This window comes from Vibrio sp. ES.051, from assembly GCF_002563795.1.
GTDB lineage: Bacteria > Pseudomonadota > Gammaproteobacteria > Enterobacterales > Vibrionaceae > Vibrio.
Genome location: NZ_PDJL01000003.1, coordinates 1,101,217 through 1,114,123, shown reverse-complemented (window position 1 = coordinate 1,114,123; position 12,907 = coordinate 1,101,217). Strand labels below are relative to the sequence as shown.

The 12,907-nt window shown below is 46.1% G+C and carries 9 protein-coding genes; 8 read left to right on the top strand and 1 reads right to left on the bottom strand.

All coding sequences use genetic code 11. The annotated features are described in order from the left end of the window. Positions 1 to 124: 124 nt before the first annotated feature. Both ATG66_RS05735 and ATG66_RS05730 read left to right on the top strand, forming a co-directional pair. Positions 125 to 1,219 (top strand): ABC transporter ATP-binding protein, encoded by a 1,095-nt coding sequence (locus ATG66_RS05735; protein ID WP_098414386.1) that lies wholly within the window; start codon positions 125 to 127, stop codon positions 1,217 to 1,219. Positions 1,220 to 1,363: 144 nt separating this feature from the next. Next, positions 1,364 to 2,383, top strand: coding sequence for a LacI family DNA-binding transcriptional regulator (locus ATG66_RS05730; protein ID WP_179885598.1), 1,020 nt, complete (start codon positions 1,364 to 1,366; stop codon positions 2,381 to 2,383). Between the two features lie 7 nt (positions 2,384 to 2,390). On the opposite strand, the gene ATG66_RS05725 is transcribed toward ATG66_RS05730, so the two are convergent. Further along, a complete protein-coding gene (locus ATG66_RS05725) occupies positions 2,391 to 3,203 on the bottom strand; it encodes an ABC transporter substrate-binding protein (protein ID WP_257145721.1) in 813 nt (270 codons plus the stop codon). 483 nt (positions 3,204 to 3,686) lie between these two features. On the opposite strand from ATG66_RS05725, the gene ATG66_RS05720 reads away from it, so the two are divergent. The 6 genes from ATG66_RS05720 to ATG66_RS05695 all read left to right on the top strand — a co-directional run bounded on the left by ATG66_RS05720 (position 3,687) and on the right by ATG66_RS05695 (position 12,836). After that, entirely contained in the window at positions 3,687 to 5,321 is a 1,635-nt protein-coding gene (locus ATG66_RS05720) for an ABC transporter substrate-binding protein (protein WP_098414384.1), read from the top strand. A gap of 72 nt (positions 5,322 to 5,393) precedes the next feature. Next, positions 5,394 to 6,368 carry an ABC transporter permease gene (locus ATG66_RS05715; protein ID WP_098414383.1) on the top strand — a complete coding sequence of 325 codons (975 nt, stop codon included), beginning with the start codon at positions 5,394 to 5,396 and terminating at the stop codon, positions 6,366 to 6,368. 8 nt (positions 6,369 to 6,376) lie between these two features. Next, on the top strand, positions 6,377 to 7,369 hold the full coding sequence (locus tag ATG66_RS05710) for an ABC transporter permease (protein WP_098414382.1): 993 nt from the start codon (positions 6,377 to 6,379) through the stop codon (positions 7,367 to 7,369). Next, complete coding sequence (locus ATG66_RS05705) at positions 7,366 to 8,319, top strand: ABC transporter ATP-binding protein (protein ID WP_098414381.1); 954 nt, start codon at positions 7,366 to 7,368, stop codon at positions 8,317 to 8,319. The genes ATG66_RS05710 and ATG66_RS05705 overlap by 4 nt, the downstream gene beginning before the upstream one ends. A gap of 13 nt (positions 8,320 to 8,332) precedes the next feature. Next, the gene (locus ATG66_RS05700; RefSeq protein WP_098414380.1) at positions 8,333 to 9,316 is read left to right on the top strand and encodes an ABC transporter ATP-binding protein; all 984 of its coding nucleotides are present in this window, start codon (positions 8,333 to 8,335) and stop codon (positions 9,314 to 9,316) included. Between the two features lie 70 nt (positions 9,317 to 9,386). Next, complete coding sequence (locus ATG66_RS05695) at positions 9,387 to 12,836, top strand: hypothetical protein (RefSeq protein ID WP_098414379.1); 3,450 nt, start codon at positions 9,387 to 9,389, stop codon at positions 12,834 to 12,836. The last annotated feature ends 71 nt before the right edge of the window (positions 12,837 to 12,907 follow it).

Sequence of the window (12,907 nt, the reverse complement as noted above, 5' to 3'; positions counted from 1 at the left end):
ATAACAATTGAATGAATACATTCCGATCCCCCCAAGATTTTAAGGTAAGCCGTCTTGGGTTGCCACTTGATGGCGCGGTTGCGTACCGAAATGTGTGGCTAGAGCGAGCGGAGGAGAGCAAATAATGTCTAAAGTAGAATTCAAAAACATCAAGAAATCTTACGATGATGTAGACGTCGTGAAACACTTTGACTTCACGGTTCAAGATGGGGAATTCGTGGTTTTCCTTGGGCCATCTGGATGTGGTAAATCGACGACGTTACGAATGCTGGCAGGTTTAGAAAGCATCACCGCAGGTGAGATTTATGTTGGCGATAAGTTGATGAACCACATTGATGCCAAAGATCGTGACTTGGCGATGGTATTTCAAAGCTACGCTCTGTATCCGCACATGACCGTGTACGAAAACATCGCCTTTGCCCTCAAGCTGAAAGGTATGCCGAAACAACAAATCGATGTAGAAGTGCGTAAAGCTGCGAAAATGTTAGAACTGGATACGTTGTTGCATCGTAAGCCGAAAGCGCTTTCGGGTGGTCAGCGTCAGCGTGTTGCTATGGGGCGCGCGATGGTACGTACACCCAAAGTGTTCTTGTTTGATGAGCCATTATCAAACCTTGATGCTAAGTTGCGTGGTGTGATGCGTGAAGAGATCAAACATTTGCACCGTGAGCTGAAAACCACCACTATCTACGTTACGCACGATCAGATTGAAGCCATGACGCTGGCGGATCGCATCGTGATCTTAAAAGACGGTTATGTGGCTCAGGTTGGCACACCAACGGAAGTGTTCCAACGCCCCGCGAACAAGTTCGTAGCGCAGTTTATTGGCAACCCATCCATGAACATGTTGGATGCGAAGTTGGTCGAAGAAGAGGGGCGCTGGGAGGTGGAATTAGGCGATGTACGTATGCCTCTGCCAGAGCGTTTTAAATCTCAGGCATCGAAAAACCTCGCGCTGCACTTTGGGGTGCGACCAACCGATATTCATCTACGAGCAGAGCAAGTGGCTCACGACCGCGTATTAGCATTACCGGTGAAGATCAAAGACAAAGAGCGACTTGGTGCCAGCATTCTATTAAAAACGGAAATTGCTGGTCAGCCATTCATGGTGGAAACACAAGCAGCAGAAGTCGATGTCGATACCTTGACGCTGTACTTAGATTTGGATGCCATTCATCTGTTCGATGCACTGAGTGAAAACTCGCTTGCCTCGTTTTAACCTTGGTTTGTTGATATTAAAAGAGCCAGTGCCCGTGTACTGGCTCTTTTTGTCTGTATGGAATTTCTTTGAGCATATTGAGTGAAAAGAATCCGTCAATTATTCTTTTGTCATTAGCTTGCATGTTGAACTTGTCGGATGACTATGAAAAAGAAAAAACGCGCGCCTTCGATTTATGATGTGGCCAAATTAGCCAGTGTGTCCCCTAGTACCGTTTCGCGCTTTTTGAATCGCACGACATTTGTCTCTAAAGAAAAAACCATCGCGATAGAAGGTGCAATCAAAGAACTCGGTTATAAGCTTAACTACCACATGAATCAAGGTAGCAATACACGTTCAATGACGATTGGTGTGCTGGTGCAAAACCCTGAGAGCCCCTTTACCAGCCGGATTTTCAACGATATGGAGCGTTTTCTGGGATCGAAAGGTTATTCGGTGGTGATCGCCTCTGGTTATTGGCAACACAGTATGCAGCTTCACGCGCTGGACTGTCTGGAAAAGAGCAACATCGACGGCTTGATTGTGGTGTCAGGTTGCCTGACTGAGCAAGAACTAGTGAATTATTCAGCTAAGATCCCAGTGGTGGCTTTTGGATACAACTATGTGGGAGAGCAGCTAAGAACATTCAATATTGATAATGTTTTGGGTGGCCACATAGCAACGTTACATCTACTGCAGCAAGGGCACGTGAATATTGCGCACATTAAAGGCTTGCTCAATCAACCCGATGCGGTAGCACGTTTCGTAGGCTATAAGAAAGCCCTCTCTGAAGCTGGCGTTAAAGTGCGCAACAATCTTATTAAGCAGGGCGACTTTAGCAGTGAAACAGGTTATGCCTGCACGGTAGAGCTGATTGAATCTAAAGTCCATTTTTCAGCCATCTTTGCCGCTAACGATCAAACCGCTTACGGAGTGATGAAAGCCTTACATGATCATGGCTTAAGAGTGCCAGAGGACATTTCGGTGGTGGGATTTGATGATTTACCAACGTCCAAGTATTTTATTCCGGGGCTAACAACGTTAAGTCAACCATTAGAAGAAATTGGTGTGGCGTGTGCAGAGTCGATTCTCAGTCTGCTGACGGGGGAGCAATGCAGCCCTCGTCTCCCCCCAATTGATCTCGTTGTGCGCGAATCGACCGTCTCGAAATTTCGACAAAAATAGTTTCGCTTCAGACTGGCAGCAAGTCTGAACGATAATCAGCGAACTCACTCGGCAAGATTGGGTTGGTGAGGTGAAATACGCGGCGCTGGTGGAGTTTGGCTGCTCGTACCGCTGGCCCGTATGTTTGCTCGAACAGACCATCTAACTTCTTATTGGCGCTGGCAAGCGTTAATCCGCTCTCGATATCTGCCAACAAATCCGCTTTGTTTGGATGGCAGTAAAAAACCAGAGGGAACGGGTAGTAGAGCAAGATTGTCGGCTCCACGACCAAGTTTGGGGTGAGGTGAGCGTATTGCGCTACGATGTCTTGCGCTTCGTTTGCGCCCAATGCCATGTAATCGCATTCGCCATTTTGCACGGCCAGCAATCTTTCTTCTAAACTTCCTTGTTCACTCACTCGATAGTGGTTAAAGCGAAATAAGTCCGCGTCGGCCCAAGTCGCCGGAATGCCAATAGTGAGTTGTTGAAGTTGGCTTTCAAGTATGGCGCTGAACTCATCGAGCCTATTTTTATGTATAACCAAAACGCGGCAGCCTAATAATCCTTTGCATAAGGGCTGGGGTAGCATCAAATACGATCCTTGGGCAAACTTCTTATTCCCTGCCACCGTGACTAATATATCTGTGCCTTTTAAGAATACTTGCCCTTCATCCTCTGGGTGTGGATAGTCAGTCAAGTCATTGTTTATGTTGATTTGTGGTTTCTTTTTCTGCAGCGCTAGCTGCAAGGTTTCCCATTCAAATTGTTGGCGAATGGCTGATTTATTTCCATTCCAAAATTGCACCATCATGCTTTCCTCCGTTGCCGCTGGTGAGGCCATAATTCCACTCTCTCGCCTTTATTGAAAGCGCTTTCTTTAGGGTGAGATTGGTTTCGTGCGCAGGAGCACAAAACTAACCGTCCAAAAGTGAGCAATTAAGCGCGGTTTTACCGAAGAAGTTAGTGTGACTTGGCGTATGGAGAAAGTTGTATGAGCTCACAGAATACAAGGTTAAAAGATTAATTATAAGCTGCTGATATTTATTGGCTTTAATTGAGGAGATAATATTCTAACAATTTAAGTGCATGAATTTATTGGTTTTGTTTTATTGTGATCAGATCGTGATTTTTGTTTGTTTCGATTGAAGTTACCCATCATTTTGACGATTATCTCACCGTAAAGAAAGCGCTTTCTTTGTGATTGCGGCGAGACGGTCAGTTCATATTTAGGTTAATTGTTCTTACTGTATCTTGGGCTGCTTTTGTGTGGGAAGTTGAGAAAGCGCTTTCTATGCCGTATCCAACATTATAAAAGGACAATGTGATGCATAATAAAACTCTGCTCGCTACATTTGCTGCCAGTATGATGCTTGCCTCTGCCGCTCAGGCTGAGACTATCAAACAGGGTGGGACATTAACGGTGCCAGTTATTAATACTGGCTTTGTTGATAACTTTAATCCGTATACCACAAAAGATACTTTGCACGGCGTGATGTTTGAACCTTTATTGGTGTTTAACAACATGACTGGTAAGACCAACTATCGTCTTGCGGAATCTGCAGAATATTCCGATAACCTGAAAACCATCACTCTGAAGCTACGTGATGGCCTAAAGTGGTCTGATGGTTCACCCCTGACCGCCGAAGATGTGGTTTACAGTTTTGAATTAACTAAGAACGCCCCCGCGTTTGACCAAAAGGGCATCTGGTCAGGTGAAAACCTTCAGTCGATCAAAGCGAAAGACAACACCACCGTAGTGTTTGAGTTAGCGAAGGCGGATTCCACTTTCTTGTGGAACTTGAGCGCCTATCACATTGTGCCAAAACATATTTGGTCAGAAGTGTCTGATTTAACCACCTTTACTAACCCTGATCCGGTTGGTAGCGGTCCAATGACGACAGTGAAATACATCAAGCCACAACAGATGGAGTTGTGCCGCAACCCGAACTATTATCTTGAAAACCGTCCGTACTTAGATTGTGTGACCTTCCGTTCGTACAACGACAACTCTCAGATCCAACCTGCGTTGATCAAAGGTGAAATTGACTGGGGTTCAAACTTTATTGCTGATGTTGAATCAACATTCGTTGATCAAGACAAAGAAAACAACCACTTTTGGTACCCAGCAAACGACGCGATTCACTTATATGTGAATACGAAGAAAGCCCCGTTTGATGATTTACGCGTCCGTCAGGCACTGTCGATGGCACTCGATCGCGAAGCGATTGTCGACATCGCGGCCTATGGTTACCCAACCCCTAACTACAATATGGGCGGTATTGCGGAATTATATAAAACTCACATCGATGAAAATGTTAACAAAAAATACGGTTATCTAGCAGAGTATGATGTTGATAAAGCCAGATCGCTATTGGATGAAGCAGGCATTATTGACCGCGACGGTGATGGCTTACGTGACACCAAAGATGGCTCAACGGTTGAGTTTGATATCGAAGTGGTTAATGGTTGGACGGACTGGATCCAAGTCGTTCAGATGGTGACGGAATACTTTGCTGATGTTGGTGTGAAGGCGAATGTTAAAACCGTCGACTGGGCTGTCTACGATGCAAACCTAAAAGAGAGCAACTACACCATGTCGATCAACTGGTCGATGGTTGCTACCAATCCAATCTTAGCTTATCAGGAATACTTCTCTACCTCTCGTATTGGTAAAACTTGGCATGCGGGTCATGGCGTTCACTCGCCTCAAATCGACAAGCTTATCGAGAGCTTCGGTAAAATTGGTGACGCCAATAAACAGGAAGCGATTCTGTCTGAACTGCAGGAGTTTACGGCGGAAAATGTACCGTTTATTCCGTTGTTCTCTAACCCGACTTGGTTCCAATACAGTACCAAGAACATTGTAGGTTGGCCGAGTGAGAAAGACCCTTACGTTCAACCCGTTTGGTATGATGGCGGTAAGCGCGTGATCATCCTGAACAACTTACACCTTAAATAGTTAATACGTTCTCTTTATATTACACCGGAGCCACAGCTAACGTGTTGTGGCTCCTAGGTTAAAAGGTTTGTTATGTCGTTTTTAGCTCGCCGATTTGGCTTTTACTTTACTGCCTTTCTGATAGCGATCTCTTTCAACTTTATGTTGCCTCGATTGATGCCAGGTGACCCCGTTGATGCTTTATTTGCTGCCGCACAAGGTCGCATGGATCCTGCTCAGATGGACGCTGTACGTGAGATGTATGGCTTTGTGGATGGCAACATCTTTGTTCAATATATCGCTTACATGAAAAGCGTGTTTACGCTCGAGCTTGGGCCATCAGTGTTAATGTTTCCGGTCGACGTTTCTGACGTGATTGCGATGGCACTTCCATGGACCATGTTCCTTGCTCTCGGTTCTCTTATTGTGGCTCTGATCATTGGTGTCAGCATTGGTACCTATGCGTCATACCGCCGCGAGGGATTTTTCGGTCAAGTGGTACCGCCAGTATTGGCCTTTATTAGTAATTTTCCATATATCGTGACGGCACTGTTGTTGTTCTACTTCTTTGGTCTGAAGTTAGAGCTTTTGCCGTTGGCTTATACATACGACCCGTCTCTGGAGCCAAGTTTCACTTGGGAATTCATTAGCAGTGTGGCGAAACACGCGGTATTACCTGTGGGCTCGATGGTGATTGTTGGTATCGCAACCTGGGTATTTAATATGCGTAATGCCATGATTAATGTGCTGGGTGAAGACTATGTGACCATGGCAGAAGCCAAAGGTTTGAGTAGCTACAAAGTGATGAGTCGTTACGCGGGGCGTAATGCCATTTTGCCAGTTGCAACCGCGATTGCGATGGCGATTGGTTTCTCGTTTGCCGGGTCAATCATGACTGAAGTGGTATTCAACTATCAAGGCTTGGGCAACATCTTACTAAAAGGTATTGTCGCGCGTGACTATCCACTCATTCAAGCCATTCTATTGATCCTCGTGACAGCGGTACTCACCGCGAATTTCATTGCTGACTTACTTTATGTTTGGCTTGACCCGAGAATTTCTAATTAAGGTGAATCATGGACAAATTAATCACTAATTCAACATCTTCTGAGGCTGCTGAACAAATGACATCCGACCCACGATTCTCTTGGCGACGAATCAAGAAAAGCTTTGGCAAAGTTTATGCCTTTTTCTACGGCAACCCGCCAGCCATTATCGGTGGTTTGTTACTTTCGATAGTCTTAGCTGGTGCCATTTTTTCATCGTCACTAGCAACGCATGATCCTGAGCGCCGAGTCGCCAGGCCTCACGTCGCTCCGAACGCAGAACATATTTTGGGCACGACGCGAAGTGGTCGTGATGTTTATAGCCAAGTGCTCCATGGCGCGCGTAAATCACTGAGTGTCGCGCTGTCAGCGGGCATCATTGCGATGAGCCTAGCGGTGATCATCGGTGTGTCTTCAGGCTATTTTGGTGGAAAAATTGATGAGCGTTTAAATTTCTTGACCAACGTGTTCCTCGTATTCCCACAACTGCCTTTGTTGATTGTACTGGCGGCTTTTCTTGGCCAAGTCGGATCGTTAGTCATCACCATATTGCTCGGGATAACCTCTTGGCCTTGGGGGGCGAGGGTGATTCGTTCGCAAACCATGGCGATCCGCAGCAAAGAATTCATCATCTCAGCAGAAGTCATGGGTGAGTCGAAAATCCGCATCATTTTAGTCGAAATCTTACCGAACCTAGTGTCGATCGTATTTGGTGGCTTCTTAGGGACCGTGATTTACGCCATGGGCGCCGAAGCGGGTTTAGGTATTCTTGGCTTAGGTGACGCAACCGAAGTCAGTTGGGGTTCCATGCTGTATTGGGCACAGACGTCATCGTCGCTCTACACCGGCGCTTGGTGGGAAATGCTAGTCCCTGCAATGGCCTTAGCCATCACAGGTGGTGCATTGGCACTGATTAACATGTCGATTGACCAAGTGAGTAACCCAAAACTTCGTACTGGCCCACACATCAAACAGTGGCACAAACTAAAAAAAGAAGCTGATAAACGCCGAGGTCTAAGATGAGTAACCTATTAGAAATTAACAACCTATGCGTGGATTATATCTCCCCTAATGGTATTGCTCGCGCGGTTAATGACGTGAGCATTTCAATCGCACCGGGCGAGACTCTTGGTATCGCGGGTGAGTCGGGCTGCGGTAAAAGTACCTTGGCGTTTGCCATTTCTCGCTTGCACAAAGCCCCTGCCTTGATCTCTGAAGGAGAAATCCTATACCAAGGTCAAGATGTACTAAAGATGAACGACAAACAGCTGCGTGATTTCCGTTGGAATGATGTATCAATAGTTTTTCAGAGTGCGATGAACTCGCTCAATCCAGTGATCACCATCGGAGAACAGCTCACTGATGTGATTCTGACTCATCGCAAAGTGACGTATAAACAGGCTCATAAGCGTGCGGTCGAGTTGTTGGGTATCGTTGGTATTCACGGTGACCGTATGGCGAGCTTCCCGCACCAATTGAGTGGCGGAATGCGTCAACGTGTCGTGATTGCCATTGCACTGGTCTTAGAGCCGAAATTGATCATCATGGATGAACCAACCACGGCTTTAGATGTGGTGGTAGAACGTGAAATTCTCAATGAGCTGTACGAGCTTAAAAGTCAGTTCGGCTTTTCGATTTTATTCATTAGTCATGACTTGAGTTTGATGGGAGAAATTGCAGACCGCATAGGCGTTATGTACGCCGGTAACTTAGTTGAGCTAGGTGATGCGAGTAAGGTCTTTGGTGACCCACAGCATCCTTACACCAAAGGCTTGATTTCCTCTTTCCCAACCATTCATGGGCCGAAAGAGCGTTTATATGGTATTCCCGGCAATCCTGTGAACTTACTTAAGCTCCCTCAGGGGTGTAATTTCCAAGCACGTTGTAAAGAATGCATAGCAAAGTGTCAAAAAAGCGAACCCAATTTGGTCGATGCGCACAACGGCAACCTCGTGTCTTGCCATTTAATTTAATCGGGAGGGATAAATGGATAATGTAACAAACCCAGAAGTGATTCTCTCAATCAAGAATTTAGTGAAAGATTTTCCGGTCGGACACTCTTCGAAAAATAACCTCATGCGCGCGATGAACAACGTGTCATTTGAGCTACGTAAAGGTGAAGCTCTCGCCATTGTTGGTGAGTCTGGCTCAGGCAAAAGCACTGGTGCACGGATCTTGACGCGTATTTACGATAAAACTGACGGTGATGTAACGTTTAAAGGCGAAGCGCTGAGCGACTATATTAAAAATCACGGTGAGTTGGAGTATGCACGTCAGGTGCAGATGATCTTCCAAGACCCGTTTGGCTCGTTGAATCCGGTACATACGATCTATCACCATATCGCTCGTCCGCTGTTAATCCATCAGCGTGCAGAGAAAGAAGCCATTCCTAAACTGGTTTATGAATTGCTCGATCTAGTCGGCTTATCACCAGTAAAAGAAACCGCAGAAAAGTTCCCACACGAACTCAGCGGCGGTCAGCGACAGCGTGTCGCGATAGCTCGAGCGATTGCGGTTGATCCAGAGGTAATCTTAGCCGATGAACCTATCTCTATGCTGGATGTATCAGTGCGGCTTGGCATTTTAAACCTGATGTCAGATCTTAAAGACAAACACGGCATTTCGTTTATGTATATTACCCACGACATTGCCACCGCTCGTTACTTCGCTGAAAAAACGGCGGTGATGTATGTTGGGCATATGGTGGAGTGGGGCGATAGCGATAGCGTTACTCAGAATCCGCAGCATCCGTATTCACAACTCTTACTGTCAGCCGTGCCGGAAGTGGGTCACGGCGGAAAACGTGAGCTAATGGCTAAGAAAGGGGATATTCCACAATGGAAGCCAAGCAGCGTGGGGTGCCCGTTTGCAAGTCGTTGTCTGAAGGCGACCGAAGTGTGCGTGCAGACACTACCTGAGGCGAGCCAGGTCGGGGAAAATCATTACGCGCGTTGTCATCACTTAGGTTAAAACAGCGAAACTAGTTTATAAAAAAAGCGAGAAAAGAAAGCGCTTTCATAAAATTATTGGAAAGAATAGTATGAATTTTGCAAATTACTCTAGCCATGCCGTAGAAGGTGGTTTTGTCGATTTAGACGGCGAGCGTTATTACAAGATTGCCAATGTCGACCAGATGAATCCGTTTTTTATCAGCGTCGTGTCATCAAGTGACCATTGGTTGTTTATCTCATCGACTGGGAGTCTATCAGCGGGCCGTATCCGTCCGGAGAACGCATTGTTTCCTTACAAGTCGGTTGACCACATTCATGAGAGTGCGGAAAACACGGGCTCAAAAACCATCATCAAAATTGCGTCTGAAAACAACGTGGCAATGTGGGAACCGTTTAACCGCCATCACGATGGGTTATACCAAACTGAACGTCATTTATACAAAAATACCGTTGGTGATAAGATCGTCTTTGAAGAGATTAACCACACGTTAAAGCTCAAATTTCAATACAGTTGGAGCACGAGTGAAGAGTTCGGTTTTATACGCCGTGCCGAACTGGTTGATCTCGCGGGCGAGACACGTCAGATTGAGCTGGTTGACGGGCTACAAAACGTGCTGCCTTCTGGTGCGCCGCTGGCGGCATTGCAAACCCGCAGTGCTCTGGTAGATGCATATAAGTGGAATGAGTTGCTTGAAGGCAGTTCTCTCGCCCTATTTACCATGTACGCCAAACTGAGTGACCGAGCTGAGCCAGCTGAATCTCTACTCGCGACCACGATATTCAGCGTCGATAATGACTACGGCCAGCGTTTGCTTAGCAGTGAGCAGCTAAACGCGTTTCGCAAGGGAAGTGAGCTACGTAACGAGTCGTTGACCAAAGGCGTGCGTGGTAGCTACTTGATCCATAAGTCGATTAAGTTGGAGTCGAACCAAAGTAAGTCTTGGTTGATTGTCGCTGATATTGATAAAAATCACTCTGATATCAATAAACTACGTAACCAGCTTGCTCAGCCAGTCAACATGGAGCAGCGAGTCTCGCAAAGTATTGCTGCTAACCAGCAGGAACTGATCAGTCTGATGTCAGGTGCTGATGCTTGGCAAGTGACGGCGGAAGAAGCGACGAGTGTTCATCACTACGCCAATGTATTATTTAACAATATGCGCGGCGGGGTGTTTGAAAACAACTATGCCCTCGATAAAAAAGATGTGCTGGCAACAATTCGTAACGCCAATCAAGGTGTTTACGAGCGACACGCTAACCTGTTTACTGATCTGCCTGAGGAGTTTACTCATACCGAGCTAGTCTCATTAGCAAAAGAGAGTGGTGATTCGCAGCTGATCCGCCTCGCTTATGAGTACTTACCGCTGACTTTCGGTCGTCGTCATGGGGATCCAAGTCGCCCTTGGAACCATTATGAAATTAAGTTGAAGAATGAAAATGGTGAGCGCTTACTGTCTTACCAAGGCAACTGGCGCGATATTTTCCAGAATTGGGAGGCGATTGCCCTTAGCTACCCAGAGTTTATTCAGTCATTCCTAGCGAAATTTGTTAATGCATCGACGATGGATGGTTATAACCCATATCGAATCACTAAAGATGGCATTGATTGGGAACTGCTTGAGCCGGACGATCCTTGGAGCAATATCGGTTATTGGGGCGATCATCAGATCATCTATTTACTTAAGTTTCTTGAGTTAGCGAATAAGTACCAACGCGATGATTTACTCGCACTAATGCAGACGGACATGTTCAGCTACGCCAACGTGCCTTACGAGCTGTGTGATGTTGATAAATTGTTTGCCAATCCAAAAGATACTGTCGCGTTCAATGACGAGTTGCAGCAGCGGATCGAGCAGCGAGTAGAGCTCATGGGCAGTGATGGCCGCTTAGTTCTCGATAGTAACCAAAATGTTTACATGGTTAACCTCACCGAGAAAGTCCTGGTTCCATTACTGGCGAAGCTGAGTAACTTGGTGCTCGACGGTGGTATTTGGCTTAATACTCAGCGACCAGAATGGAATGACGCCAATAACGCGATTGTGGGCAATGGCTTATCAATGGTCACACTCTACTACATGCGCCGTTATGTCGCTTTCTTACAGCAATTGCTCGAGGATGCGCCTACACGAGTGAGTATGTCGAAAGAAGTGTTTGAGTGGATATCATCGACTACGCGTATTTTATCTGAAGCAGCCAAAGAGATTCGTCAAGAAACCGTAACACGTCAAACCCGTAAAGCGATTCTTACCCAACTTGAAAAAGCGGCGGAAGACTTCCGTCAGCGCGTGTATCGCGTTAATGGTTTCTCGGGTAAAACAACGGTGGAGTTTTCAGCCATTAAGCAACTGTTGGATGTCAGCTTAACGGTGATCGATGCGAGTATTACCAATAATCTACGACAAGATGGCCTATACAATGCCTATAACATTTTGACTTATTCGGCTGAGAGTCTTCATGTTGAAGAGTTGTATCCGATGTTAGAAGGACAAGTGGCGGCATTGAGTGCAGGGATACTGACACCAAGTCAAGCAGTGAAGCTATTAGATAACCTGTTTGCCAGTGAGATGTACCGCGAAGATCAACACAGCTTCATGCTGTACCCAGATCGCGATTTGAGCCATTTTATGGACAAAAACTGCGTCACCGAGGAACAGGTCAAAGCGAATGCCGTATTAAACGCCATGGTGGCGAATAATGATCAGCGTTTGGTTAACTTAGACGAGCTCGGCCAATACCATTTCCATGCAAGCCTAGAGAATAGCGGTTATCTCAAGGCGAAGATTGAGTCGTTACGTGTCGATTACCCACAGACGAGCGATGAAGAGTGGGAAAATATTGAAGTGTTATATGAAGACATCTTCAACCATAAAGCTTTTACTGGTCGCTCAGGAACCATGTTTGGTTATGAAGGATTAGGCTGTATCTACTGGCATATGGTTTCTAAGCTGTTACTGGCAGTACAAGAAAACTATCTGATGGCACGAGAGTTGGATCCTAATAGTACTGAGACCCAACAATTGGCAGATTACTATTACCGAGTCCGTGAAGGGATTGGTTTTAACAAAACGCCACAAAACTATGGTGCGTTTCCAACCGACCCGTATTCCCATACCCCAAAACACGCTGGCGCTCAGCAACCTGGGATGACAGGGCAAGTGAAAGAAGAAGTGATCACTCGGTTTATAGAGTTAGGCCTAATGGTTGACGCAGGTCAGGTGCACATCGAGCCGCGTTTGCTTAAGCGTTGCGAGTTTCTTACGTCACCGAAGCCGTTCACATTCCAGACGGTCCGTGGTGAAGCCCGCAGTTATATCATCGAGTCGGGACAATTGGCCTTTACTTATTGTCAGGTTCCAGTGATTTATCAACTGGTTGAATCAGAGACACAAGCCAACATCGAGGTTTGTCTGGTGGACGGCAATGTTATGACATTCGATCAACTAACACTGCCTCAAGCAGTTTGTTCAAAACTTTTCTCCCGTAGCGGTGAGATAGAAAAAGTGTTGGTGTCTATCCCTCAGGCACGACTGCGCGTCTAGAGAGTGGGTTGATAACCAAGACCTCAAGCTTTTGCTTGAGGTCTTTTTTTTTGCAAAAAACAAAATATGGA

Bases quoted from the DNA above. Each gene is read 5' to 3' on its own strand.
- ATG66_RS05735 (WP_098414386.1), top strand. From the start codon at position 125: ATGTCTAAAGTAGAATTCAAAAACATCAAGAAATCTTACGATGATGTA.
- ATG66_RS05730 (WP_179885598.1), top strand. From the start codon at position 1,364: ATGAAAAAGAAAAAACGCGCGCCTTCGATTTATGATGTGGCCAAATTA.
- ATG66_RS05725 (WP_257145721.1), bottom strand. From the start codon at position 3,203: ATGGCCTCACCAGCGGCAACGGAGGAAAGCATGATGGTGCAATTTTGG.
- ATG66_RS05720 (WP_098414384.1), top strand. From the start codon at position 3,687: ATGCATAATAAAACTCTGCTCGCTACATTTGCTGCCAGTATGATGCTT.
- ATG66_RS05715 (WP_098414383.1), top strand. From the start codon at position 5,394: ATGTCGTTTTTAGCTCGCCGATTTGGCTTTTACTTTACTGCCTTTCTG.
- ATG66_RS05710 (WP_098414382.1), top strand. From the start codon at position 6,377: ATGGACAAATTAATCACTAATTCAACATCTTCTGAGGCTGCTGAACAA.
- ATG66_RS05705 (WP_098414381.1), top strand. From the start codon at position 7,366: ATGAGTAACCTATTAGAAATTAACAACCTATGCGTGGATTATATCTCC.
- ATG66_RS05700 (WP_098414380.1), top strand. From the start codon at position 8,333: ATGGATAATGTAACAAACCCAGAAGTGATTCTCTCAATCAAGAATTTA.
- ATG66_RS05695 (WP_098414379.1), top strand. From the start codon at position 9,387: ATGAATTTTGCAAATTACTCTAGCCATGCCGTAGAAGGTGGTTTTGTC.